22 protein-coding genes are annotated in these 24,768 nt (G+C 53.3%); 10 read left to right on the top strand and 12 right to left on the bottom strand.

The annotated features are described in order from the left end of the window. Positions 1-42 precede the first annotated feature (42 nt). The 9 genes from recC to rppH all read right to left on the bottom strand — a co-directional run bounded on the left by recC (position 43) and on the right by rppH (position 10,016). Positions 43-3,411, bottom strand: a complete 3,369-nt coding sequence (recC, locus tag FDW88_RS19315; RefSeq protein ID WP_137363183.1) for an exodeoxyribonuclease V subunit gamma — start codon at positions 3,409-3,411, stop codon at positions 43-45. 12 nt (positions 3,412-3,423) lie between these two features. After that, positions 3,424-3,747 (bottom strand): prepilin-type N-terminal cleavage/methylation domain-containing protein, encoded by a 324-nt coding sequence (locus FDW88_RS19320; protein WP_096755854.1) that lies wholly within the window; start codon positions 3,745-3,747, stop codon positions 3,424-3,426. After that, positions 3,732-4,139, bottom strand: coding sequence for a DUF2509 family protein (locus FDW88_RS19325; protein ID WP_137363184.1), 408 nt, complete (start codon positions 4,137-4,139; stop codon positions 3,732-3,734). The genes FDW88_RS19320 and FDW88_RS19325 overlap by 16 nt, the downstream gene beginning before the upstream one ends. After that, the gene (locus FDW88_RS19330; RefSeq protein ID WP_117343822.1) at positions 4,136-4,699 is read right to left on the bottom strand and encodes a prepilin peptidase-dependent protein; all 564 of its coding nucleotides are present in this window, start codon (positions 4,697-4,699) and stop codon (positions 4,136-4,138) included. Before FDW88_RS19330 ends, FDW88_RS19325 begins: the two co-directional genes overlap by 4 nt. After that, positions 4,690-5,160 carry a prepilin peptidase-dependent protein gene (locus tag FDW88_RS19335; protein WP_137363185.1) on the bottom strand — a complete coding sequence of 157 codons (471 nt, stop codon included), beginning with the start codon at positions 5,158-5,160 and terminating at the stop codon, positions 4,690-4,692. Before FDW88_RS19335 ends, FDW88_RS19330 begins: the two co-directional genes overlap by 10 nt. Positions 5,161-5,344: 184 nt before the next feature. After that, on the bottom strand, positions 5,345-6,139 hold the full coding sequence (gene thyA / locus FDW88_RS19340) for a thymidylate synthase (RefSeq protein WP_096755850.1): 795 nt from the start codon (positions 6,137-6,139) through the stop codon (positions 5,345-5,347). 6 nt (positions 6,140-6,145) lie between these two features. Next, positions 6,146-7,021, bottom strand: coding sequence for a prolipoprotein diacylglyceryl transferase (lgt, locus tag FDW88_RS19345; RefSeq protein ID WP_115257571.1), 876 nt, complete (start codon positions 7,019-7,021; stop codon positions 6,146-6,148). Positions 7,022-7,226: 205 nt separating this feature from the next. Next, positions 7,227-9,473 (bottom strand): phosphoenolpyruvate--protein phosphotransferase, encoded by a 2,247-nt coding sequence (ptsP, locus tag FDW88_RS19350; RefSeq protein ID WP_137363186.1) that lies wholly within the window; start codon positions 9,471-9,473, stop codon positions 7,227-7,229. 12 nt (positions 9,474-9,485) lie between these two features. Next, positions 9,486-10,016: an RNA pyrophosphohydrolase gene (gene rppH, locus FDW88_RS19355; protein WP_003825602.1), complete on the bottom strand. Its 531-nt coding sequence runs from the start codon at positions 10,014-10,016 to the stop codon at positions 9,486-9,488. Positions 10,017-10,700: 684 nt separating this feature from the next. On the opposite strand from rppH, the gene mutH reads away from it, so the two are divergent. The 4 genes from mutH to FDW88_RS19375 all read left to right on the top strand — a co-directional run bounded on the left by mutH (position 10,701) and on the right by FDW88_RS19375 (position 13,696). Continuing rightward, entirely contained in the window at positions 10,701-11,393 is a 693-nt protein-coding gene (gene mutH, locus FDW88_RS19360) for a DNA mismatch repair endonuclease MutH (protein ID WP_135911462.1), read from the top strand. A 78-nt stretch (positions 11,394-11,471) separates the two neighbouring features. Further along, positions 11,472-12,185, top strand: coding sequence for a TerC family protein (locus FDW88_RS19365; RefSeq protein WP_096755846.1), 714 nt, complete (start codon positions 11,472-11,474; stop codon positions 12,183-12,185). 144 nt (positions 12,186-12,329) lie between these two features. After that, the gene (gene ygdR, locus FDW88_RS19370) at positions 12,330-12,548 is read left to right on the top strand and encodes a lipoprotein YgdR (RefSeq protein ID WP_000758660.1); all 219 of its coding nucleotides are present in this window, start codon (positions 12,330-12,332) and stop codon (positions 12,546-12,548) included. A gap of 107 nt (positions 12,549-12,655) precedes the next feature. After that, positions 12,656-13,696: an NADP(H)-dependent aldo-keto reductase gene (locus tag FDW88_RS19375; protein ID WP_096755845.1), complete on the top strand. Its 1,041-nt coding sequence runs from the start codon at positions 12,656-12,658 to the stop codon at positions 13,694-13,696. A gap of 102 nt (positions 13,697-13,798) precedes the next feature. On the opposite strand, the gene lplT is transcribed toward FDW88_RS19375, so the two are convergent. Continuing rightward, the gene (gene lplT, locus FDW88_RS19380; RefSeq protein ID WP_096755844.1) at positions 13,799-14,992 is read right to left on the bottom strand and encodes a lysophospholipid transporter LplT; all 1,194 of its coding nucleotides are present in this window, start codon (positions 14,990-14,992) and stop codon (positions 13,799-13,801) included. Beyond that, a complete protein-coding gene (gene aas / locus FDW88_RS19385) occupies positions 14,985-17,144 on the bottom strand; it encodes a bifunctional acyl-ACP--phospholipid O-acyltransferase/long-chain-fatty-acid--ACP ligase (RefSeq protein WP_137363187.1) in 2,160 nt (719 codons plus the stop codon). The genes lplT and aas overlap by 8 nt, the downstream gene beginning before the upstream one ends. A gap of 603 nt (positions 17,145-17,747) precedes the next feature. On the opposite strand from aas, the gene galR reads away from it, so the two are divergent. Together galR and FDW88_RS19400 are read left to right on the top strand one after the other, a co-directional pair. After that, positions 17,748-18,776 (top strand): HTH-type transcriptional regulator GalR, encoded by a 1,029-nt coding sequence (gene galR / locus FDW88_RS19395; protein WP_137363188.1) that lies wholly within the window; start codon positions 17,748-17,750, stop codon positions 18,774-18,776. Positions 18,777-18,789: 13 nt separating this feature from the next. After that, positions 18,790-19,800, top strand: coding sequence for a LacI family DNA-binding transcriptional regulator (locus FDW88_RS19400; RefSeq protein ID WP_096755840.1), 1,011 nt, complete (start codon positions 18,790-18,792; stop codon positions 19,798-19,800). A 140-nt stretch (positions 19,801-19,940) separates the two neighbouring features. Here FDW88_RS19400 and lysA read toward each other — a convergent pair whose 3' ends face one another. Continuing rightward, complete coding sequence (gene lysA, locus FDW88_RS19405) at positions 19,941-21,197, bottom strand: diaminopimelate decarboxylase (RefSeq protein WP_137363189.1); 1,257 nt, start codon at positions 21,195-21,197, stop codon at positions 19,941-19,943. 117 nt (positions 21,198-21,314) lie between these two features. On the opposite strand from lysA, the gene FDW88_RS19410 reads away from it, so the two are divergent. The 4 genes from FDW88_RS19410 (at position 21,315) to FDW88_RS19425 (ending at position 24,757) form a co-directional block, all read left to right on the top strand. After that, positions 21,315-22,238, top strand: coding sequence for a LysR family transcriptional regulator (locus FDW88_RS19410; RefSeq protein WP_137363190.1), 924 nt, complete (start codon positions 21,315-21,317; stop codon positions 22,236-22,238). Between the two features lie 316 nt (positions 22,239-22,554). After that, positions 22,555-23,229, top strand: coding sequence for a DUF1120 domain-containing protein (locus FDW88_RS19415; protein WP_137363191.1), 675 nt, complete (start codon positions 22,555-22,557; stop codon positions 23,227-23,229). Between the two features lie 41 nt (positions 23,230-23,270). Next, on the top strand, positions 23,271-23,957 hold the full coding sequence (locus FDW88_RS19420; RefSeq protein ID WP_137363192.1) for a DUF1120 domain-containing protein: 687 nt from the start codon (positions 23,271-23,273) through the stop codon (positions 23,955-23,957). Positions 23,958-24,061: 104 nt separating this feature from the next. After that, on the top strand, positions 24,062-24,757 hold the full coding sequence (locus FDW88_RS19425; RefSeq protein WP_137363193.1) for a fimbria/pilus chaperone family protein: 696 nt from the start codon (positions 24,062-24,064) through the stop codon (positions 24,755-24,757). The last annotated feature ends 11 nt before the right edge of the window (positions 24,758-24,768 follow it).

Raw genomic sequence — 24,768 nt, forward strand, 5'->3', positions numbered from 1 at the left:
TCATAGAGGAAGCCATCGAATTGCGCAATTTTTATACAATCATCATGACTGATTAAAGCGAAATAACGGTAACAAAAAGCGCTGAGACTGCGCCACGATGGCCTCCAGCGTATCCGGCTCCAGCTGACGCCACAGGCGTTGATACCAGATATCGTCACCCTCACCGCGTACCATCATGTTGCCTTCATAGGCCTGCAAAAACTTACTACGCGCTTTTTGCCGCGTGTCGTCATCCTCTAACATGGCATCATTTGCGGCGTCATAACAGGTTTTTATCCATGCCCCACCGCTTTCCGGTAGCACCAGCAACGGCGATGACATGCCCTCGCGATACCCGTCAACAAGCTGCGCCAGGTAGCGCATTGCCTGCTCGGCATCCAGTGGAGGAAAACGCCACTCTGCATCTTTACGCAGGAACAGCCGGCTCTCACCCGCTCCACCACTGGCACAATAGACAAGATGTTCCAGCCAAAGTTGCACGCCCTGAGAAACGCTTAACAAAGATGGGCGCCAGCGCAACAAACCGTCCTGCTGAACCTGCGGTAGCCACCCGGTGATTTGCACGCCGTTGCAGTTGAGATCGATCTCCATACTCTGACCCGGCTGGCGACAAGCGATAATACGCTCGGCCAGCGACTGCATTTCCTGGCGCTGGGCATCCCACAGGATTTCGCCAAATGCCCCGTAAGGCAGCGAGCCTGCCGCACGGAAGTGACGGAACAAACGCTCCGCATCATGCTGTTCAACCAGCGTGTTAAGCAGCTGCTGATTAAGCTGATAGCGGGTTAATCCTTCAAGGATAAAGGGTTCCGTCTCCTGTATATCACTCTCTTCAGAGCGGAAGTTCACCTGTAGCCGCATCTGGAAAAAAGCCCGCACCGGGTGTGCCCAAAATCTCTGCAGCGTCTCTAGTGTCAGGATTTCAGGCATGACATATGGCAGTGGTTGCACAAAATCAGTGTGTGCTTTGCCTGTCAGGCTCGCCGCGGGCAGCCACTCCCGGGCATAACTTTGCTGCTCTCCCGGCAGATAGTTTTGTGCGTCAAAAGGCATGCGGGTATGCAAACGGGTTATGTGCGCTTTTACCCGGGCCTCGCTTTCATCACAGGTGAGCGCTTCATCACCCGGCAAATAGTGGCTTTGCCCAATATAGTCCAGCAACTCTTGTACCAGCACCGACGGAAAGCGTTCGCTGTTGTCCTGGATTGAACGACCAATGTAGCTGATGTAGAGCGTTTGCTGCGCCGAAATCAGGGCTTCCAGAAACAGATAGCGGTCATCATCGCGGCGGCTTCGGTCACCACGCATCGGCTTTTGGCTCATCAGATCAAAACCCAGAGGCGCAAGCTGGCGCGGATAAACGCCGTCGTTCATGCCCAGCAGACACACTACTTTGAAAGGAATCGATCGCATCGGCATCAGGGTACAGATATTGACCGGACCTGCGAGGAAGCGCTGGCTAATGCGTTCCTGATCGAGCCGTTGTGCCAGCTCATCCCGTAACAGCGAAAGCGGCACGGCCTCGCCGTATTGAGCCCCCAGACCTTCAGCGATAATGGCCTGCCACTGATCTTTAATCAGCGTCATTGCCGCTTCGGTATCCACATCCGGCAGGAAGAAATCATTAAGCATGTCGTTGCAAACAGGCAACCACTCTTCCAGCGGACGTTCCTGCGCCAGACCCCGACGCCAGAGATTCAGTTTCATCAACAGCGAAGCCAGATGCCCCACCAGTTCGGCGATCAAACCGCTGGACTCATCATACGGCAGTACGGATTGCCACTCCCCCTGCGCACTTTCCATCGCATAGCCCAACAGCATTCGCGTCAAACCAAATTGCCAGGTGTGTTGGCCTGTCGGCGGCAGTGCCAGTTCACGCACGTTGTCATCGTCAATGCCCCAGCGAATGCCTGACTCATTCACCCATAAGCGGAGATAGCGCAGCCCTTCTTCGTTGATGTTGAAGCGCGCCGCCAGCACGGGAACATCGAGTAACGCCAGCACATCCTCGGAGACAAAGCGGCTGTCCGGCAGAGACAGCAGGCTAATAAACGCCTGTAAAACCGGATGAGACTGGCGCGCACGACGGTCAGAAATGGCATACGGTAAATAGCGATCGGCCGGCGCGCTGCCAAAAACAGCCTGAATAAAGGGGCTGTAGCTGTCGATATCCGCCACCATGACGATGATATCGCGCGGCGTCAGCGTTGGGTCCGCCGCCAGCATCGCCAGCAGGCGGTCATGAAGAATTTCCACCTCACGCTGTGGGCTGTGGCAGACATGAAACGTTACGCTGGTGTCATTCGGCTCAAGTAAGCGCTTATTATCGCTGCGCGAATACTCCTCCAGATTAACGCCCGCCACGGCCCGGCTTTCCAGTTCAAGGATATCCGACTGAATGTTATGCAGAAGATTGTCAGGCGTGATATCCACAAACGCATCCAGCTCCTGGCTGTTTTCCAGTTCGGAAAGCAGGTAAATATAGTCCCGCCCCAGTTTGCCCCACGAGGCCAGCAGCGGGTTACTGACATCCTGTTCGCCGTCGCTGTTAAACAACTCTTCAGCATTCTGGCTATCACGAAACAGCGGCAGATGACGTTCTTCAAAGCTATGCCGACGCTGACGTGCCAGCAGCTTTGCCAGATACGCGGGGTCTTTAATATCACCCCAGTAGTAACGACATGGATTGGTAAACAGCAGATGAATTTCAATATGCTTCCCCAGCGCCTGCAGGGCCTGAAGATACACGGGCGGCAGTGCGGAAATGCCGCAAATAAAGACGCGAGCGGGCAGCCCCTGCGGACAGCTTGAGGCATTTTCCAGGGTCTGAATAAATCGCTGATATAAATTGGCGCGGTGCCAGCGCTCTTGCCCCAACTCTGCGGTGTATTCCACCAACGCTTTCCACAACGGTGCCTGCCAGGCCTGAGACTCCCCCAATCCTTCAACCTGTTTCCCCGACTCCCACTGCGTCAACCAGTCAGGGCGGTAGACTAAGTACTGGTCAAACAGGTCAGCGGCACGTGAGGAGAGCTGAAACAGCTTACGCTTGTCGGTATCGTCTGTCAGATACTGGCGCAGCAACGTGAACGCCTCGTCATCCAACAACTGCGGCAGCAGCGTCATCAGCTTCCAGCTCATACTCTGCTTGCTGAACGCACTTTCTTTTGGGATATCCGGCAGTACCCGCACAAACATATCCCAGATAAAACTCGCAGGTAGCGGGAAGTCAATATTGGCGGCAATGCCGAACTTCTGTGCCAGGGTCATTTGTAGCCATTGCGCCATGCCGGTACTTTGAACCAGGATCATTTCAGGTTCAAAGGGATCGATGAGCCGGTCGCGCTCAACGATATATTCCATTAACGCTTCCAGCACATCCAGACGATTGGAGTGGTAGACCCTTAACATAGCGGCTCCTGACTACTGACTGTTTGGGCAGTGCAGACGCGTCATTTGACCTTGCCTGCCCAAGGGTGAAGAAAGTTTGACGTTGATGCTGACACATCCCGCCCGCGTTGTCTGCATTCGGTTTACCTGCCAGTTTAACGGCGACGGAAATGCCGTCATTTGGGTTTGCATCCACGCATGACGCCACAGCTGCTGGTACTGACTTCTGATGAGGAAACTGTTCATTAATACCCTTTGATACCCCGACAATGCGGTCACAATCATGACCATAAGTACCATTGCCAGCATCACTTCTGGCAGGCTAAAACCGCGTTGCCGGTTCAGGGTAGCAGGCACAGAGTAGCCTCTCTTAGCGGGCAGAAATCGCTCCAGCCATGTGCGGAAAATACAATATTGCCATCGATAACCTCGCCCTGCCGCCATAGTGACATCCCTTCATAGTCGGTAATAAGCAACACGTTATCCTCGCCATACCATCGCAGACAAACGGCTGCATTCGCGGTTGAATCACGCCGGCATTGCACGGCCGGTTGCCGTTGCCAGGACTGCATACGTCCCCATTCCATGGCGGATTGCACCACAGCCTGGTGCTGCAAAGCCTGACTTTCCGTAGCAACGCGCGAAGCAAAACTGGCTTCCTGTTGGCTAAGCCCCTGGAGCAGCAGACCGCCGAGCAGCAGAAGCAAAAGCACCATCGCCAGGGACGATACGCCGCGTTCCCGGTTCACAGGTTAAACCCCGTCACGCTATAGCGCGCTTCAATAACCTTTTGTGGCGCACTTTTGCTGGCTCCGCGCAGACGCAAGGTCAGGATGGGCGCAAATCCGCTGATGTTCTGGCGTTCAACCTGAAATGTCTCAATCAGAACAGTGTCAGGATCGGTCATTTTATCCCAGCCCTTTCCATCGCAGGATGTCGCACCACGCAAGGTTTCCAGCACCTGGTCTTGTAAACGAAAACCTATCTGGTCCGCGTCTTTAGCTGGGGTTGTCTCCCAAATGCCGTTACCGTTAGCGTCCCAACGCGCAATTACGCAATCACCGTGTCCCGATATCACCAGCCCTTCACCGCTACAGTTTCCGTGACAGTACCCTGCCCGCTGGAGATGTTTAGCCACCGTATAGGCTCGCTGCCAGAGTTCATCTTCAAGGGCTAACTGGCGCGTGTTGAGCAATATATCGTGCTGAAGCGCCGGTAAAAAGCGCGCAGCCCCCAGTAGCAAAACGCTGCTGATAGCCATTGCGATCAGCACCTCCAGCAATGAAAAACCGCGTTCGTTTACCGACATACATCTGCCTCATCACGCTCACAAAGCCGAATTCGCCCCCAGTTCGATATCACCACCCACCGTTCACCCGCGGCATTTTTTAGGCCAATATGTCCAGCCCATGCGGTGTTGCGCAGGCCAAAAAAGGCCAGCGATGGCGTGATGTCTGCCATCTCAACATCATCCCAGCGCGGGATTAACACCAACGCAGAAGCGGGCTTACAGGTATTTTGAGCCGCAGCAGAGCTGACCAGACACCATGACGTTCCCTCTCTGATAACGCCGATGACATGGTCACGGTTATGCCAGTTGGCATCCTCGCGCAGTTGCAGCAGGTAGTCCTGCACCTGAACGACGGTTTGCCACAATCGTTGCTGTTGCTGCCAGCGTTGCCAGCCATATAGCCCTGACGCGCTGAGCGTGATGATGATGAGCATTGCCACCAGCGTTTCAATTAGCGTATAGCCCTGTTGTTTTTTCATGCCGCCAGTATGGCGATAAGGAAAATAATCACGAGTGGGGAATTCGGGGTATTCGGCGAGCTTCGGGGAATATTTGCTTCGTTTCAGCGCATTGCAAAATTTCAGGAATCAGCGTCGAAAAACTGAAATCAGGGCAAAAAAAACCGACGCGCGAGGGCGTCGGTCGTGGCAGGGTAGCGGTCGATTAGATAGCAACCGGCGCTTTAATACCAGGGTGCGGATCGTAACCTTCAATCTCGAAATCATCGAAACGATAGTCGAAGATAGAGTCAGGCTTACGCTTGATGACCAGCTTCGGCAAGGCACGCGGTTCGCGGCTGAGCTGCAGGTGCGTTTGCTCCATGTGGTTGCTGTACAGGTGCGTATCGCCGCCGGTCCAGACAAAATCACCGACTTCAAGGTTGCACTGCTGCGCCATCATATGGACCAGCAAAGCATAGCTGGCAATGTTAAACGGCAGGCCGAGGAACACATCGCACGAACGCTGATACAGCTGACAGGAGAGCTTGCCGTCTGCCACATAGAACTGGAAGAACGCATGGCACGGCGCCAGCGCCATCTTATCCAGTTCGCCTACGTTCCACGCAGAAACGATAATACGGCGAGAGTCCGGATCATTCTTCAGCTGGTTAAGCACCGTAGTGATCTGATCAATATGGCGGCCATCTGGCGTTGGCCACGCGCGCCACTGTTTACCATAAACCGGGCCCAGATTGCCGTTTTCATCTGCCCACTCATCCCAGATAGAAACGTTGTTTTCGTGCAGGTAGGCCACGTTAGTGTCGCCCTGCAAAAACCACAGCAGTTCATGAATGATAGAGCGCAAATGGCAGCGTTTAGTGGTAACCAGCGGGAATCCTTCCTGCAGATTAAAACGCATCTGATGACCAAAAATGGAAAGCGTTCCGGTTCCGGTACGGTCGTTTTTCTGTGTGCCTTCATCCAGCACTTTTTGCATCAGTTCTAAATACTGTTTCATGATTCCTCAGGAAGCGTGTTGCTGTGGGCTGCGGCGGTACGCCCAAACCATCATAATGATACCGGCGACAATCATCGGGATAGACAGGATCTGCCCCATGCTGATGTACTGTACCCATTCGCCGGTAAACTGCTGATCCGGCTGGCGGAAAAATTCAACGATGATACGAAACGCGCCGTAGCCAATCAGGAACAGACCGGAGACCGAGCCCATCGGACGCGGTTTACGAATGAACAGGTTAAGAATGATAAACAGCACCACGCCTTCCAACGCCATCTCATAAAGCTGAGACGCGTGACGAGGCAGCGAACCGTAGGTATCGAAAATAGATTGCCACTGCGGGTTGGTTTGCAGCAGTAAGATGTCTTCGGTACGCGAGCCCGGGAACAACATGCTATATGAGAAGTTCGGGTCAACGCGTCCCCACAGTTCGCCGTTGATAAAGTTGCCCAGTCGGCCCGCACCCAGACCAAACGGAATCAAAGGAGCAATGAAGTCAGAGACCTGGAAGAACGAACGCTTGGTGCGTTTGGCGAAGATAATCATCACCAGGATCACACCGATGAGACCACCGTGGAATGACATTCCGCCATCCCAGACGCGGAACAGATACAGCGGATTATCAAGGAACAGCGGGAAGTTGTAGAACAGTACGTAACCGATACGCCCACCGAGGAACACCCCGAGGAAGCCTGCATAGAGTAAGTTTTCAACTTCGTTTTTGGTCCAGCCACTTCCTGGGCGATTAGCGCGGCGCGTCGCCAGCCACATCGCGAAAATAAACCCCACCAAATACATCATGCCGTACCAGTGAAGTGCGACGGGTCCAATTGAGAAAATGACCGGATCGAATTCCGGAAAATGCAGATAGCTACTGGTCATCTGTCACCACAAGTTCTTGTTATTTCGCTGAAGTCAGACAGCAATTGATAAGCGCGCCTGTATGATACAGGCGCTCCGAAGGTGCGAATGATAGCACAAGGGGATCACCACGCATGCCGGGAAGATGTAAAAGATCTGTATAGGTAAGCCAGACACCAACAGGGATGCCAGATGAAACCGTGATGATCAGGCCGACAATTCAGACTTACAGCCCCCCGCGAATCAAACCGCCCATACCGCGGCGTTCCATAAATGCCGCCACCTGATGGCGCACTTCCGTCGCCAGTTGCGCTTCCAGGCTGCGCTGTGCCAGCGTTTTCGCTTCATCAAAATCGATGTGGCGCAGCAGATATTTAACTCGTGCCACAGAACGACCGTTCATTGATAAGTGGCGAAAACCCAGACCGATTAAAATGGTCACACACATTGGGTCACCCGCCATTTCGCCGCACAGGCGTAAATCGATGCCGCTTCTCTCGGCTTCCTGGGCAATCATCGCCAACGCACGTAACATCCCAGGATGTAGGCTGTCATAAATGCTGGCGACCCGCGTATTGTTACGATCGACTGCCAGAATATATTGGGTCAGATCGTTGGTACCCACCGAGATAAAATCGACCCTGTTCGCCAGATGCGGCAGCATAAAGACCATCGACGGGACTTCCAGCATGATGCCGATACGCGGTTTCGGGATCGCGTAGCCGATCATCTCTTCCACTTCGCGCCCGGCGCGCTCAATCAAGCGCCGCGCTTCGTCGACTTCATCAATACTGGTGACCATCGGCAGCAAAATACTCAGGTTGCCGGTTGCCGCGTTGGCTCGCAGCATTGCGCGGACCTGGATCAAAAAGATCTCCGGCTGATCGAGCGTAATGCGGATCCCGCGCCAGCCAAGGCACGGATTCTCTTCACTGATGGGCATGTAAGGCAGTTGCTTATCAGCCCCGACGTCCAGCGTACGCAGAGTCACCGGCTTGTCGTTAAACATTTGCAGCATGCCCTGATACTGGGCAACCTGTTCTTCTTCTGACGGAAATCCGCTTTGTAGCATGAACGGAATTTCGGTGCGATACAGCCCGATGCCGTCGATCCGGCTTCCCAGTTTTTGCTCGTGTTCCGGACTCAGCCCGGCGTTGAGCATCACCTTAACGCGCTCGCCGCTTTTCAACTGGGCTGGCTGGTTAACGTCATCTTCTGCCAGGCGACTGAGTTCAATCTCTTCACTGATAAGTCGCTGATATTCCTGAATCAAAACCGGTTCAGGATCAACCAGCAGCTCGCCGCGATAACCGTCCACCACCAGCGTACGGCGGTGGAGTACCGACGGCTGGATGTCGGCCCCCATCACAGTCGGAATACCCAGCGCGCGCACCATAATTGCCGCATGGGAGTTGGCAGCGCCGTCTCTGACCACCACACCAACTAGTCGGTCCTGCGGAAGCTCTGCCAGCGTGGTCGCGGAAAGCTCATCTGCCACCAACACGAAACGTTCCGGCCAGGCATTTGGCCCCTGAATCGAATCGTCAAGATGGAACAGCAGACGCTGGCCGAGCGCACGTAAATCCCCGGCCCGCTCTTTGAGATAGTTATCACTGAGGGCGGCAAACTGTTCAGCGAACTTCTCGATAATCGTTTTAACCGCCCACTCCGCCACCGAACCGTTGTCCACTTCTGCAAACAGCTCGCGGCGCAGACGGGTGTCGGAAAGCAGGTGCGAGTAAAGATCGAAGATCGCCGCCGTCTCTTTTTGTGCTCCCGCCGTAAAGCGCTTACTGTAGCGGCGGAATTCATTGGCGGCTTCTTCCAGCGCCTCAGTCAGTCGTTCGCGTTCTAGTACCGGATCCAGCGTTGACGCCTGATACACCTGCTCCATCAGCGGCAGCGTGGCATCCTGCCAGCCTTCGGCAATCGCCACGCCGGGTGCGGCAGGCAACGCACGAATGCGCGTTTGCCGGTATTGACCAAACAACGCGGTGAGCTGCGACTGAGAAAGAATGGCGGCCATTTGCGTGGCGAGCGTCACCAGGAATGACTCTTCGCTTTCATCGTACTGGCGCAGTTCACGCTGCTGGACCACCAGCACACCCAATAGCTGGCGGCGCTGAATGATCGGCACGCCTAAGAAGGCGCGGAATCGCTCTTCTTTTACTGAAGGGATGTATTTGAAGCTGGGGTGTTTTTGCGCATCGGCGAGGTTAATCGGTTCCGCCAGCCTGCCAACCAGGCCAACGATACCTTCATCAAACGCAAGCGCAACGGTGCGACCGCGTGGTTTTTTGAGTCCCCGGGTCGCCATCAGGTAATAACAACGTCGGTCGTGATCGGCCAGATAAACCGAACAGACCTCTGTATCCATCGCAAGACAGATGTCGGTAACCAGAATATTCAGCGCCTCATTAAGACGCGGAGCACTGGCCACCTTTTCGACTATTTCGCGCAGGCGGGTGAGCATAATTTGCGTAGCTTAACCTCTTTTACGTCTGTACGCAGGTGCGCTTTGCGGCTTTGGGGTACTCTCCTGAAGCGCCATCACAACACTTGCGAATTCTTTCATCACCCTGCGATAGACATCGCGTTTAAATGACACTACCTGTCGAACCGGATACCAGTAACTCACCCAACGCCAGCCATCGAACTCGGGCGTGCTGCTGGTTTGCATATTGATCTCAGCATCGCTGCTTACCAATTGCAGAAGGAACCATTTTTGTTTCTGGCCGATACAAACCGGCTTCGTGTCCCAACGCACCAAACGTTTCGGTAACTTGTAACGCAACCAGTTACGAGTAGAAGCCAGGATCCGCACATCTTTACGACTGAGGCCCACTTCTTCAAACAGTTCCCGGTACATCGCCTGCTCTGCTGTCTCTCCCGCGTTTATCCCACCTTGCGGGAATTGCCAGGAGTGCTGACCAAATCGCCGGGCCCACATGACCTGCCCCTGGCGGTTACAAATTACTATTCCTACATTCGGGCGGTAGCCATCGTCATCAATCACCGGACTACCTCAACATAAACCTTATATATAAACGATTGTTTCACACTCCTGAGAGGCGGTAAACCACTGTGTTAAGCACACGAGACTCTAATAACAATTGAATAACTCACAGCAAAGGACTGAGTTATAAACAGAGGTAGGCTGAGTTAGGCGATTTTATTCACCTTTTCTGTGGATATAGTTGTGAAGAAGTACGGAATTACTATGGGAAAACCCGGAACAGTCTGAATATGACCTTTGTCACATATAAAAATTAGTCGTCTATATTCATTGAGTTAAAAGCAAATACTGTCACCTAACACACAGAAATGTGATGTACATCACGCATACGATCCTCGAGCTGATGAAAGATCAACCAGCGTTGGTTTTATCCACAGATTGTGCCAATAAGTTAGGCACAATTTGTGTGAAAATTCGATTTTCGTCGCACGTCAAGGCTGTAAATTGAAACAGTAGTGGGGGTTTTTCACAGTTATCCCATCTTTCTGTGGATAACATGGTGTAAGATCCTGTTCATTGTCAGTGACCAGAATTGGAAAACCTCATCGGTTGTTGCGCAACTCTTGATTATGAAATTTAAAAATCAATATAAATCAGATAATTGAGTAAAGCTTGTGGAAAAAGATAAACTCTGTCCACTCGGTATAAAATCATTGCTCATTTTTTCGCCTAAGGGTTAACTCAATGTCAGAACTCCAGCCACTGCTTTCTCCCCCTGAATCCGAAGCCCTGCTGCTTGCCCAGGCACGGCGGCTTTCGGGCTACACGTTAGGGGAGCTGGCGGCAATGGCGGGGATTGTAACCCCCAACGATTTGAAACGGGACAAAGGCTGGATCGGCGTACTGCTGGAGATTTGGCTCGGCGCCAGCGCGGGCAGCAAGCCGGAGCAGGATTTTGCGGCGCTAGGCGTAGAGCTGAAAACGATCCCTGTGGACAGTCTTGGCAGACCGCTGGAAACCACCTTCGTTTGCGTAGCACCATTAACCGGCAATACCGGCGTAACATGGGAAACCAGCCATGTCCGCCATAAACTTAAACGTGTGCTGTGGGTGCCGGTGGAAGGGGAACGCAGCATCCCGTTAGCCCAACGTCGCGTAGGATCCCCGCTGTTATGGAGTCCGAATGAAGAAGAAGACCGGCAATTACGCCTGGACTGGGAAGAATTGATGGACATGATTGTGCTGGGCCACGTCGAACGCATCACCGCCCGCCATGGGGAAGTGTTACAGCTACGCCCAAAAGCCGCCAATGCGAAAGCGCTAACCGAAGCCATTGGCGCGAATGGTGAGCCAATTCTGACCCTGCCACGCGGTTTTTATCTAAAAAAGAACTTCACGCGCGCGCTGCTGGAGCGTCATTTTTTATTCCAGACGTAATAGGCACAGCCCGGCCTTTCGCCCGCCGCGTTACGCGCCTATAATTAGCGCTTCTTTTTTTTGGCAGGACTTTGTTCGATGTTATTTGCATGGATAACCGATCCTAACGCCTGGCTGGCGCTCGGTACGCTGACGCTGCTGGAGATCGTTCTGGGGATCGACAATATTATTTTCCTTTCTTTGGTCGTTGCTAAACTCCCGACCGCACAACGCAGTCATGCCCGACGTATCGGGCTGGCGGCAGCGATGATCATGCGTCTGGCACTACTGGCGTCTATCGCCTGGGTCACGCGTCTGACCAACCCGCTGTTTGAAGTGTTTGGCGAGGCGATCTCAGCGCGTGACTTGATCCTTCTGCTTGGTGGATTGTTCCTGATCTGGAAAGCCAGTAAGGAGATTCATGAGTCTATAGAAGGTGAAGAAGAAGGGCTGAAAACGCGCGTATCCTCGTTCCTCGGGGCAATTGTGCAGATCATGTTGTTAGACATTATCTTCAGCCTGGACTCCGTCATCACCGCAGTAGGCTTGTCCGATCATCTGTTTATCATGATGGCGGCGGTAGTTATTGCCGTCGGCGTGATGATGTTTGCGGCACGCCCGATTGGTGAATTTGTGGATCGCCATCCCTCGGTAAAAATGCTGGCACTCTCTTTCCTGATCCTGGTCGGCTTCACGCTGATTCTGGAAAGTTTCGATGTGCATGTGCCGAAAGGGTACATTTATTTCGCCATGTTCTTCTCTATCGGTGTAGAGACCCTGAACCTGTTGCGCAATAAAAAGAACCCGCTCTGACCCCATCAGTCGCTCTCCCACAAGGGGAGCGACGACCCACATCACCTTTTCTTCTCACAGATTAAGATTTTACTGCTTTCACCCGGCATAACTTCGCGTTATTACTAAACTAGTGTCAGACGCAGGCCACGTGAGGATAAATAGATGAAAAAATGGGCAGTTTTAATTTCCGCGGTAGGATTGGCTTTCGCCGTTTCTGGATGCAGCAGTGATTATGTGATGGCGACCAAAGATGGTCGGATGATCCTGACCGACGGTAAACCCGAAATTGATGATGATACCGGTCTGGTGAGCTATCACGACCAGCAAGGCAATGCGATGCAGATTAACCGCGACGACGTATCTCAAATCATTGAGCGTTGATGGTTGAGGTCAGCCTCGCTGCTGGCCTTAACAATTTTGCTTCCCTTTTTCCCTTCCCTCAGCCATTTTTATAATCCTTATGTTGTGATTATAAAAAGGAAACGGCTATGCAATATCACCGTATACCCCACAGCTCGCTGGAAGTCAGTACACTGGGGCTGGGCACAATGACGTTTGGTGAACAAAACAGCGAAGCCGACGCACATGCACAGCTTGACTATGCCGTAGCACAAGGCATCAATTTAATCGACGTTGCCGAGATGTATCCGGTCCCGCCACGCCCGGAAACCCAGGGCCTCACGGAAACCTACGTCGGCAACTGGCTCGCTAAACACGGCAGCCGTGAAAAACTGATCGTCGCCTCGAAGGTCAGCGGGCCGTCGCGTAATAATGACAGCGGCATTCGCCCGAATCAGGCGCTGGATCGTAAAAACATTCGCCAGGCACTGAACGACAGCCTCAAACGCCTGCAAACCGATTATCTGGACCTGTATCAGGTTCACTGGCCACAGCGCCCAACCAACTGCTTTGGCAAGCTGGGCTACAGCTGGACAGACTCCGCTCCGGTAGTCACTCTGCTGGAAACGTTGGAAGCGCTAACAGAATTTCAGCGCGCCGGGAAAATTCGCTATATCGGCGTGTCCAACGAAACCGCATTTGGCGTCATGCGCTATTTACACCTGGCGGACAAACACGACCTGCCGCGCATTGTCACTATCCAGAACCCCTACAGCCTGCTGAACCGTAGCTTTGAAGTGGGATTAGCGGAAGTCAGCCAGTACGAAGGCATTGAACTGCTGGCCTACTCGTGCCTGGGCTTTGGCACATTAACCGGTAAGTACCTGAACGGCGCGCAGCCTGCCGGCGCACGCCATACGCTGTTTAGTCGCTTCACGCGCTACAGCGGCGAACAGACGCAAAAAGCCGTCGCCGCCTACGTAGATATCGCCAAACGCCATAACCTGGACCCGGCGCAGATGGCACTGGCCTTTGTGCGTCGCCAGCCGTTTGTCGCCAGCACCCTACTGGGGGCGACAACTATGGAGCAGCTAAAAACCAATGTCGAAAGTTTGCATCTGACGTTAAGCGAAGAGGTACTGGCAGAGATTGAAGCGGTGCATCAGGTTTATACCTATCCTGCACCGTAACGTGTAGTGCCTGATGGCGCTACGCTTATCAGGCCTACAAAAACAAGCCGTACTGTAGGCCGGATAAGGCAACGCCGCCATCCGGCAACAGCACGTAACAGGCTAATGGCGACGTTGCCAGATCCACAGCGCCGTAATCGCCAGCGCGAACAGCCCGCCAAAGCCAATTCCGATAGCAACTGCCGGAATGCCCACCAGCACCGCCAGCGAGTAAATACCGAGCATCAGCAGCATGGCGCTGTTTTCACCCAGATTTTGCACCGCGATGGCATTACCCGCGCCGACGCTTTTTTTGCCTCGCTCTTGTAGGAGCGCATTCAGCGGCACAACAAAGAAACCGCCCAGCACACCAATAAGCATCAGCAGCCCATAGGACGGCAACAGCGCATGCTGCAGAGATAAGAACAGTACGCCGACGCCAATCAGGATCCCCGCTGGCATACAGCGAGACACTGTCTCCAGCGTGACCAGCTTCGCCGCAGCACCCGCGCCAACAACAATCCCAATTGCCACCATCGCGTTGAGATAGGTCGGTGTGGCGTTATCGGTAATCCCCAACGCTACCGGCACCCACAGTACCAGCAGAAAACGCAGCGTCACCCCCGCGCCCCAAAACAGGCTGGTTCCCACCAACGAGAAGCGCGTTTCACCGTTGCGCCACAGCGAAGACGCCGCGCAGAAGAAGCTGCGCGTCATTTTCCCCAGATGCCACGACTGACCAGGACGCGCAGCGGCCAGTTTCGGGATAGACAGGTTAGCCACCACCGCACCCGCATAGGCCAGCGCGCAAACCGAGAGCGCGGCTATCACATGCCAGTCGGCCAGCACACCGCCAGCCACCGAGCCCAGCAGAATAGCAGCGATGGTTGAGGCTTCCATCAGACCGTTAGCTTTCACCAGTTTATCGCCGGTGGTCAGTTCCCCGAGAATGCCATACTTGGCCGGTGAATACGCCGCCGCGCCAACTCCCACTAGCGTGTACCCCAGAAAAGGGTTAACACCGAAGCAAATACTTGCCGCCCCCAGCAGTTTGAGACCGTTGGCGAACATCATCACTCTGCCTTTGGCAAAGCTGTCCGCCACCTGCCCGACAAAAGGGGCAAAAAGAATGTAAGCACCCACAAACACCATTTGCAGGATCGGCTGGCTCCAGTCCGGATAGAATTGCTCTTTCAGCAACGCCAGGGTGGCAAACAGCAGTGCGTTATCGCCAAACGCCGACAGAAACTGCGCGGCGATAACGGACATCATCCCTTTGGACCAGATTGAAGTGTTAGTGTGTACTGACTCACGCATGTTGTTGTTCCGGTTCATCAACCCAGCTTTTCAGCGTTACAAAGTCCGGCTTACCGCTGCCGAGGAGAGGGAGTTGTTTCAGGTGGCGAATATCACGCGGCACGGCGAGCTCAGGGATGCCGTGGGCCCGCGCATGCTGCAGCAGTTTTTCACGCGTCAGCTCGCTGTCAGTGGTGAACAACACCAGCGCCTCACCTTTGCTGGCATCACTCTTGATAGCCGTGGCGTGCATTTTGTCAGCAGAGACCGCCAGCGCCAGCTGCTCCACCATTTCCAGCGATACCATCTCACCAGCAATTTTCGCAAAGCGCTTGGCGCGCCCCTGAATCTGCACGAAGCCGTTCTCGTCAAAACGCACAATATCACCGGTGTCATACCAGCCGCGCTCAACCTCACCCTGTGCGTTTTCTGCCGTCGGCACTTCCAGCACACCCGGTTTTTCAACGCGCAAATAGCCGCTCATAATGTTCGGACCTTTCAACTGCAAACGTCCGCCGTCTTCAATGCCAGGAACCGCCAGCAGTCGGGCATCCATACCGGGCAGAATACGCCCTACCGTGCCTGATTTTGCCGCCATCGGCACGTTAATCGACACCACCGGCGCACATTCCGTCACGCCATAACCTTCAAGCACACGCAACCCAAACTTCTCCTGCCACAGTTGCTTTGTGGTGTCCTGCAGCTTTTCAGCCCCCGCTACCACGTAGCGCAGGCGGTGGAAATCATAAGGATGGGCAAAGCGCGCGTAGTTGCCGAGGAACGTCGAGGTGCCAAACAGCACGGTGCAGTTTCGGTCGTACACCAGCTCCGGCACAATGCGATAATGCAGCGGGCTGGGATAGAGAAAGACTTCGGCACCGGTCAGGAGCGGCGTAAACAGCCCCACCGTCAGGCCAAAAGAGTGGAACAACGGCAGCGCCGACATAAAGCGATCGTCGGCGGTGAAGTCGGCAATGGTTTTAATTTGCTCGACGTTCGCCAGAATGCTTTTGTGGCTGTGCACCACACCTTTCGGATGGCCCTCAGAGCCGGAGGTAAAGAGGATCACCGCAGCTTCTTCAGGCTGCTGCTTCACCTGAGCCAGGTGCGGCATCAGCAGATGAGAGAAAATCCACACTTTATCGTTAAAGGTAACATCGGCTTTTAAATCTTCCAGGTACACCCAGCGCACCTGGGTAAGCTGTTCCGGCAGATGCCAGAGTTTGCCTTTGTCGAGAAACTGACGGGAGGTAAAAATCGTTTTGATTTCGGAGGCGGTAATGGCGCTGGTCAGCCCTTTTACGCCCGCCGTGTAGTTCATCATGGCCGGAATACGTCGACGGGCAATAGCGCCAAAAATCACAGCGGCGCTAATCCCCGCATTGGGGAGCATCAGACCAATCTTCTCACCTTCTACGCTGTATTTTTCCAGAATACGGGCAACAAACAGCGTTTTAGTCAACAGTTTGCGATAGCTGTCCGGGGTAAAGTTAACGTCTTCAATGCAGTTTTTTCCTGCGCCAAAGCGGTACTTCGCCGCCAGCAGAGACTCATACAACGTTTCACGCGGTCGTACGGCCATGCGCGCTTCCATCATAATCTGGTGCAGCATTTCACCGGCCATCTTGCGGCGATCGCGCGCGCGCGGCGCTTCTGGCATCGGTAACTGCGTAGGCGGCAGGATATGTAGCTGAATGCGTGGGAAGAAACGTCGTTTAACTAAACCTTTCAGGCGGCTAAAGTAGCTCAGCTCAGCGCCCTCAATGCGCACTGGCACCACCGTCGCGCCCGATTTCGCCGCGACAAATCCGGCACCGTCATAAATTTTCATCAATGAGCCGGTGGTCGAAATACGGCCTTCCGGGAAAATAACCACCGGACGTCCCTGCTCAACTAGGCGAACCAGATGCTTAATTGACATCGGTTTAGTGGGGTCTAGCGGCACGAAATCAATCAGCGGGGTGAGCCAGCGCATGTACCATTGCTGGCTGATCGAGGTATAAACCGCAAAGACCGGGCGAATCGGCAAAAACAGCGCCAGCAGCATACCGTCGATAAAAGAGACATGATTGGGAGTGATTAAGACGCGCTCTCCCCGTAGTGCACTGACATCGCCCGTAAGGCGAACGCGGAAAAGCACGCGAAACACATTGCGAAAAAACCCTAATAGCATTTCAACTCCCTGTACCATCAATTATCTAAAGATGAATGGTGGCAGATTATACGAGTTGTGGGGGAGGCGCGACAGGTAAATGGAATCCGAAAAAAGAGGCGAAAAAAAACCTGCGCATCCGCGCAGGTTGGTGCAAGAGACAGGTACGAAATGCGTACCGAATAATCTCACCAATCAATACCTCTGGGATCTTGATTGTGGTCGCCACCGGGCCGATACGCCAGTCCGAAAACGCAAAGGAATGAACCCAAGTGCAACCAGTTGTGTAAATTATCGCTTACTGTTACAGATGCGCGTAAAGGCAAAAAAAAAACCTGCGCATCTGCGCAGGTTGGTGTAAATCTTGTGATCAACCCGAAAGCTGATTTCACCTATCAATACCTCTGGGATCCCAACTCTAGCAATCCTGTCTTTCTCCTCGCCAGCGAACAATCGCAACAGGTCATCGCAAAGTGTAAGCAAAGATTTTCATTCTCTCTTTCTGTCTTACTTCGCTCGTGTGCGCTCACATTTGCGCAGTCCTGATGGGCAATCTGCTTGAACAACCAGCCATTTTCCGTAACACTGACGGAATGTAAGCGTTTACCCACAACAGGTACTATCATGGCGACTATAAAGGACGTAGCCCAACTCGCTGGTGTATCAGTCGCCACCGTTTCTCGCGTGATCAATCATTCCCCTAAAGCCAGCGAAGCCTCCCGCCTGGCTGTGATGAGTGCAATGGAATCACTCAACTACCACCCTAATGCCAACGCGCGTGCGCTGGCACAGCAATCCACCGAGACCGTCGGTCTGGTGGTGGGTGATGTGTCCGATCCATTCTTCGGGGCAATGGTTAAAGCTGTCGAGCAGGTGGCCTATAACACGGGTAATTTTTTACTGATTGGTAACGGCTACCATAACGAGCAGAAAGAACGTCAGGCGATTGAGCAACTTATTCGCCACCGCTGCGCGGCTCTGGTGGTTCACGCAAAAATTATCCCGGACGCGGAGCTGGCGTCATTAATGAAACAAATCCCCGGCATGGTGCTTATCAATCGCATCCTGCCTGGCTTCGAACAGCGCTGCGTTGCGCTTGATGACCGTTACGGCGCATGGCTGGCAACCCGCCACCTCATCCAGCAGGGCCATACGCGCATCGGCTACCTGTGTTCTAACCACAGTATTTCTGATGCAGAAGATCGTCTGCAGGGCTATTACGATGCGCTGGCAGAAAGCAACATCCCGATCAACGAACGGCTGGTGACCTTCGGTGAACCGGACGAAAGCGGCGGCGAACAGGCGATGACGGAACTGCTGGGACGTGGCAAGAACTTCACCGCTGTCGCCTGCTATAACGACTCAATGGCGGCAGGTGCTATGGGTGTATTAAATGATAATGGCATCGATGTACCGGGCGAAATATCACTGATCGGTTTTGATGATGTGCTGGTTTCCCGCTACGTGCGTCCACGGCTGACGACGGTACGCTACCCAATAGTAACGATGGCAACCCAGGCCGCCGAACTGGCGCTGGCGTTGGCCGACAACCTTCCGGCACCGGAAATAACGCATGTATTCAACCCTACGCTGGTCCGTCGACATTCCGTTTCGACGCTGACAGAATCAGGGAATTCTTCGTCAAAGGATTAATCAGGATAGCGTCATGACAACGATGTTGGATGTTTCTCGTCATGCTGGCGTATCAAAAGCGACCGTTTCGCGTGTGCTGAACGGAACGGGTCAAGTCAAAGAAAGCACGCGCCAGAAAGTCTTTAATGCCATGCAGGCCTTAGACTACCGCCCTAATTTTTTGGCGCGTTCGCTGGCGAATCGCACCAGTAACAGCATTGGCCTGGTGGTTTCCACATTCGATGGCTTCTATTTTGGCCGTCTGCTGCAACAGGCTTCACGCCAAACCGAATCCCACGGCAAACAGCTGATCGTGACCGACGGCCACGATACGCCGGAGCGCGAACAGGAAGCGGTACAAATGCTGGCCGACCGCCAGTGCGACGCCATTATTCTTTACACCCGCTATATGAGCGAAAAAGCGATTATGTCGCTGATGCATAGCATTAATATGCCACTGCTGGTCATTAATCGCGATGTCAGCCAGGCCCGCGACCGGGCAATTTTCTTTGAACAAGAAAATGCGGCCTATCAAGCGGTAAGTTACCTGATTTCACAAGGCCATAGCGATATCGCCTGTATCACCGTCCCGCACCATACCCCGACCGGTAAGTCACGCCTGATGGGTTATCGTAAGGCGCTGGAAAAGCACGGTATTCCCTGGGATCCCGCGAAAGTTAAATACGGTGATTCTACGATGATGAGAGGCTTCGAGGCCTGCCGTGAATTGCTGGAGGAAGGGGTGATTTTCAGCGCCCTCTTTGCCTGTAACGATGATATGGCATTAGGTGCCTCAAAAGCATTACATCAGGCCGGGCTGAAGATCCCGCAGGATGTATCGCTGTTTGGTTTTGATGATGCCCCCAGCGCCAAATGGCTGGAGCCGGGGCTGTCGACCGTCTATCTGCCGATTGATAGCATGATCACCACGGCCATCGACCAGGCCGTCCGCCTGGCTAACGGTGAGAACGTCGAACCCATCCCGCCGTTTACCGGCACGTTGATATTGCGTGATTCGGTCACAACAGGGCCGTTTTACGAATAGTGCCGGGATACATTCGTGCATATTTGTAGGCCTGATAAGCGTAGCGCCATCAGGCATCACCGCGCACATTGCCGGATGGCGGCTACCGCCTTATCCGGCCTACACCCGGCCAAGCGCAGCGCCGCCGGGAATCCCACCTCTCAAATAAGTTCCAGCGCTAACAGCTCATCAATGGTCTGGCGACGACGAATCAGTCGCGCCACGCCGTTATCAAACAGCACTTCCGGTAGCAGCGGTCGGCTGTTGTAATTCGACGACATCGACGCACCGTACGCCCCGGTGTCGTGTAGCACCAGATAATCGCCCGGTACAACCGCTGGCAGCAGACGCGTTTCGACTTTGCCGCCCTCCTGCTGGGTAAACACATCACCGGATTCACATAGCGGCCCGGCAACCACTGTGTCAATCTGCGCGGCCTGCTCTAACGAACGACCATCACCCGCCAGCGCCGAAATGTGGTGATAACTACCGTACATCGCCGGGCGCATCAGATCGTTAAAACCGGCGTCGATCAATACAAAGTGGCGGCTACCCATCTCTTTAACGCTGCGTACTTGCGCCACCAGCACACCCGCTTCGGCCACCAGAAAACGCCCAGGCTCGATCTCAAGTTTCACCGGATGCCCCAGATGTTTAGCAATTTGCTCACGCGCGGCGTTCCACAGACCAAAGTAGTGATCGGTATTGATCGCCTCTTCCCCTTCACGATACGGGATCGATAAGCCACCACCCGCCGAGATCGCGTCAAGATCCTGACCAAACTCCATCACTTGACGCACCATTGCGCCGCACACTTGCTCCAGATGACCGTAATCCACGCCAGAACCGATATGCATATGAATGCCGACCAGCTTCAGCTGATAGCGCTGGATCACTTCCAGTGCCGCCGGAAGATCGCTATACCAGATCCCGTGCTTGCTATTTTCACCGCCGGTATTGGTTTTCTGGCTGTGCCCATGACCAAAACCAGGGTTAACACGCAGCCACACGCGGTGGCCCGGCGACAGCTGGCCCAGTTGCTCAAGCATATCCACCGAACCGGCATTCACCGGGATCTGCAGCTCGTGCACCCGCGCCAGCGTCGCGCCATCAATCATATCTGCGGTAAAGACAATCTCATCGTTACCCGGCACGAACCCCGCCGCCAGCGCACGTTCAATCTCGCCTAATGAGACGGAATCCACCTTCACGCCCTGCTCACGCATCAGGCGCAGGATATGAATATTTGAGCACGCCTTCTGGGCAAATCGCACCACGTCAAACTGGCCGAGTTTAGCAATCTGCGCGCGGATGATTTGCGCATCATAAACCCACACCGGACAGCCAAATTCGGCGGGCAGGCGCAGCAGGTTGTCAGCGGTCAGGTCAGTATCGGTATTGTTGAGTGGGCGTGGCATAGCAAACTCCGGTATCTGTTTTTTATGATTACGCCACAGCCTGAAGATAATAAAAAATATCGTTTTATCGTGAGTCTATGCAAAAATGATATGGACTAGTTGATTCGAGGAATGCCCATGCCTGCCGTTAACCTGCGCCATATCGAAATCTTTCACGCCATCATGACGGCGGGCAACCTGACGGAAGCCGCACGGATGCTGAATACCTCGCAGCCGACCGTCAGCCGCGAGCTGGCGCGATTCGAGCAGGTACTGGGATTGAAGCTGTTTGAGCGCAGTCGCGGACGTCTACACCCAACGGTGCAAGGACTTCGATTATTCGAAGAAGTACAGCGTTCCTGGTACGGACTGGATCGGATTGTGAGCGCCGCCGAAAGCCTGCGCGAGTTCCGCCAGGGGGAGTTATCGATTGTCTGTCTGCCGGTCTTTTCACAATCCTTTTTGCCCTCGCTGCTGCAACCGTTTTTGGCGCGCTATCCGCAGGTCAATATTCAGATTGTGCCGCAGGAGTCTCCACTGCTGGAGGAGTGGCTGTCGGCACAGCGTCACGATTTAGGCATAACGGAGACGCTGCATACTCCCGCCGGAACCGAGCGCACGGAGTTACTCTCGCTTGATGAAGTTTGCGTATTGCCGCAAGGACATCCGCTGGCTGAAAAAATGGTCTTAACACCGCAGGATTTTCAGGGCGAAAACTATATTAGTCTGTCACGCACCGACAGTTATCGCCAACTGCTGGATACCCTGTTTAACGAGCATCAGGTCAAACGCCGGATGGTGATTGAAACCCATAGCGCCGCCTCTATTTGCGCGATGGTACGCGCAGGCGTGGGGATCTCTGTTGTAAATCCGCTAACGGCGATGGACTATGCCAGCAGTGGGATCGTTATCCGCCGATTTAGCGTTTCGGTACCGTTTACCGTCAGTCTGGTACATCCTTTACATCGCCCAGCATCCGCGCTGGTTGATGCTTTTAGTACTCATTTGTTAAATGAAATGCAGGGCACTGCTGCATTACTGAAAGGCTCTCTGAGTAACTAATTTCTAAAATATTATGAATAGCACAAACTGTGAAATACCCATCAAGCTGATATATTAGTTTAAAAAAACTAATTTAAACACCAATTTAATCCAATAACCCAGTCATTCAATCACCGCATGAATAAATCAAGATCAACCATATCATAAATCCATTTTAGTTTTAATTAATCCAATAATTAATATTATTAATTTAACCATTATATTAGTCCTGTTTATACTGCAAGAGCATTTAATAAACAACTTCGCCGGATAATATTACATGGCGGCCGTGGCTTATTTCATTGCATCTCTCATTTCACATGTTAAGGATTAACAAATGAAAAAAACACTTCTTGCCGTTATTCTGGCAGCCTGCACCTCGTCTGCGATTGCAGCCCCAACCGCCGTATTAAAAGTTAAAGGCGTATTAACCAATGCCGCCTGTTCCCCGACATTAAGCAACAGCGGCGTGGTGGATTACGGTACCGTTCATCTGTCCGATCTGTCTGATTCCGCTGTTAATCAGCTGGGCCAGAAGACCATCGACCTGACCATTACCTGCGATGCCGCCACCAAAGTTTCCTGGAACCTGGTCGATGACCGCGTGGACAGCCGTGCTGGCCTCACTGTTGATAACGGCAATGCCACCAGTGGTGCCGTTTCCGCCGCCAACCAGACCTATGGCGTCGGCAAGACAGCTGGCGACGTGGCGATTGGTAACTACTCCCTGTTTGTTAAGGTCGGTAGCGTTGTGACTGACAGCGGCTCTGCCGACACTATCGTGATGGACGGTAATAACAACACCTGGATCAAAAGCACCGACGGTGTTACCGAAGGTCTGAACAACCGCGATATCACTGTGGCCGCCACCGCTAGCGTTGAGCCGCTGGCCTTTACTACCGCCACCTTCCCGCTGGTCACCTCTCTGGCTATCCAGGACACCACAACGCTGGCGATAACTGACGATACCAACCTGGACGGTCAGGTCACTATCAGCCTGCGCTACCTGTAATTTGCCCGCAAAAATTGAATTTATACGTTAAGGAATAACACATGAAAAAGACGCTTATTGCCGCTGCGCTGATGGTATGCGCAGGTTCTGCTTTTGCTGACCCGACTGCGGTACTGCAGGTTCAGGGGAAACTGACTAATGCTTCCTGCACCCCAGAGCTCAGTAACGGTGGTGTTGTGGATTACGGTTATATTCATTTAAGTTCGCTTTCTTCAACTGCTGCCAATCAACTTGGCCACAAAGATATCGATTTCACAATTAACTGCACCGCAGCAACAAAAGTTTCATGGAATTTGATTGATGACCAGGCCAGTACCAGAGCATCAATCACCGTGCAGGATGCGTTTTACGGTGGAGGCTCTACTAGTCTAGCAAGTCAGGTTTATGGTATTGGCGCTACAACTGACGGTGTGAAGATTGGCGGTTATACCCTGTTTGTGAACCGGGATAACGTCACGGCTAATGCATCAAAAGTAGATACAATTTATGCACAATTTTACAGCGCAGATACACATACAGCCTGGGCGAAATCTGGTCAGGCTGGTACTCAGGGCGAAAGCATACGCGACATGACGGTGGCCACCACTGGCTCACTTGAACCATTAGCTTTCACAACCGCAACCTTTCCTCTAACGACCTCATTGGCAATCCAGGATACCACAACGCTTGCCATCACAGATGATACCGATCTAAACGGCCAATTAACTATCAGCCTACGCTATCTGTAATACGATACTTCTTTGATTAATACAGAGAGTGAAGAAATATCACTCTCTGTATTTAGTCTTTTTTGACATGGATTTCAATTTTTTGACTTCAAGGATGAATACTCATGCAGCTATTAAAAAAAATTTTTATCACCGCAATATTATCAGTACCACTTTATCTTCATGCTGCGGGCATGGTTCCCGAAACCAGCCTGCTGGTCATTGACGAAGCCACCCACAGCGGCACCATGAACGTCAAAAATACCGACAACACTCCGGCGCTGTTATATACCACCGTCGTTGACCTGCCTGACGATAATAACGGTATTAAGCTGATTGCCACCCAGCCGGTAGTTCGCGTGGAGCCCGGACAAACACAACAGTTGCGTTTTATTCTGCAAAATAACGCCCCGCTGGATGTCGAGCATTATAAACGCGTCACCTTCGAAGGTATTCCGCCCAAAAACGACGACAAGAAAATTAAAATCGGTATTAACATCCGCCAGGATTTGCCGGTGTTAATCCGTCCGGCGAAGCTGGCCGTCGTCACCGACGCCTGGAAAATGCTCACGTGGTCCGGCTCCGGCACCACGGCAAAAGTGACCAACCCGAGTAAATATGTGGTGCGCCTGGCGCAGAACGTCGTCTTCCAGCCCTCCGGCACCACCGGGAGCATCAAAAAAACCTATATCCTGCCCGGCGAGTCGCTGGATATCGCGCTCACCAGAAGCGTGAGTGGTAATAACAAAGTCAAATTCTTCCCCGCCAGCCGCTACGGCGTTGAGGTACCGAGCTTTATCGCCGATTTCAGCGCGAAATAAGGGAATATGTC

This window comes from Citrobacter sp. wls829 (assembly GCF_005280825.1).
Lineage (GTDB): Bacteria > Pseudomonadota > Gammaproteobacteria > Enterobacterales > Enterobacteriaceae > Citrobacter > Citrobacter gillenii.

Bases quoted from the DNA above. Each gene is read 5' to 3' on its own strand.
- aas (WP_137363187.1), bottom strand. From the start codon at position 17,144: ATGCTATTAGGGTTTTTTCGCAATGTGTTTCGCGTGCTTTTCCGCGTT.
- FDW88_RS19400 (WP_096755840.1), top strand. From the start codon at position 18,790: ATGACAACGATGTTGGATGTTTCTCGTCATGCTGGCGTATCAAAAGCG.
- lysA (WP_137363189.1), bottom strand. From the start codon at position 21,197: ATGCCACGCCCACTCAACAATACCGATACTGACCTGACCGCTGACAAC.
- recC (WP_137363183.1), bottom strand. From the start codon at position 3,411: ATGTTAAGGGTCTACCACTCCAATCGTCTGGATGTGCTGGAAGCGTTA.
- FDW88_RS19335 (WP_137363185.1), bottom strand. From the start codon at position 5,160: ATGAAAAAACAACAGGGCTATACGCTAATTGAAACGCTGGTGGCAATG.
- galR (WP_137363188.1), top strand. From the start codon at position 17,748: ATGGCGACTATAAAGGACGTAGCCCAACTCGCTGGTGTATCAGTCGCC.
- ptsP (WP_137363186.1), bottom strand. From the start codon at position 9,473: ATGCTCACCCGCCTGCGCGAAATAGTCGAAAAGGTGGCCAGTGCTCCG.
- ygdR (WP_000758660.1), top strand. From the start codon at position 12,330: ATGAAAAAATGGGCAGTTTTAATTTCCGCGGTAGGATTGGCTTTCGCC.
- FDW88_RS19375 (WP_096755845.1), top strand. From the start codon at position 12,656: ATGCAATATCACCGTATACCCCACAGCTCGCTGGAAGTCAGTACACTG.
- lplT (WP_096755844.1), bottom strand. From the start codon at position 14,992: ATGCGTGAGTCAGTACACACTAACACTTCAATCTGGTCCAAAGGGATG.
- lgt (WP_115257571.1), bottom strand. From the start codon at position 7,021: ATGACCAGTAGCTATCTGCATTTTCCGGAATTCGATCCGGTCATTTTC.
- FDW88_RS19420 (WP_137363192.1), top strand. From the start codon at position 23,271: ATGAAAAAGACGCTTATTGCCGCTGCGCTGATGGTATGCGCAGGTTCT.
- FDW88_RS19365 (WP_096755846.1), top strand. From the start codon at position 11,472: ATGTTATTTGCATGGATAACCGATCCTAACGCCTGGCTGGCGCTCGGT.
- FDW88_RS19330 (WP_117343822.1), bottom strand. From the start codon at position 4,699: ATGTCGGTAAACGAACGCGGTTTTTCATTGCTGGAGGTGCTGATCGCA.
- FDW88_RS19410 (WP_137363190.1), top strand. From the start codon at position 21,315: ATGCCTGCCGTTAACCTGCGCCATATCGAAATCTTTCACGCCATCATG.
- FDW88_RS19425 (WP_137363193.1), top strand. From the start codon at position 24,062: ATGCAGCTATTAAAAAAAATTTTTATCACCGCAATATTATCAGTACCA.
- FDW88_RS19415 (WP_137363191.1), top strand. From the start codon at position 22,555: ATGAAAAAAACACTTCTTGCCGTTATTCTGGCAGCCTGCACCTCGTCT.
- thyA (WP_096755850.1), bottom strand. From the start codon at position 6,139: ATGAAACAGTATTTAGAACTGATGCAAAAAGTGCTGGATGAAGGCACA.
- mutH (WP_135911462.1), top strand. From the start codon at position 10,701: ATGTCAGAACTCCAGCCACTGCTTTCTCCCCCTGAATCCGAAGCCCTG.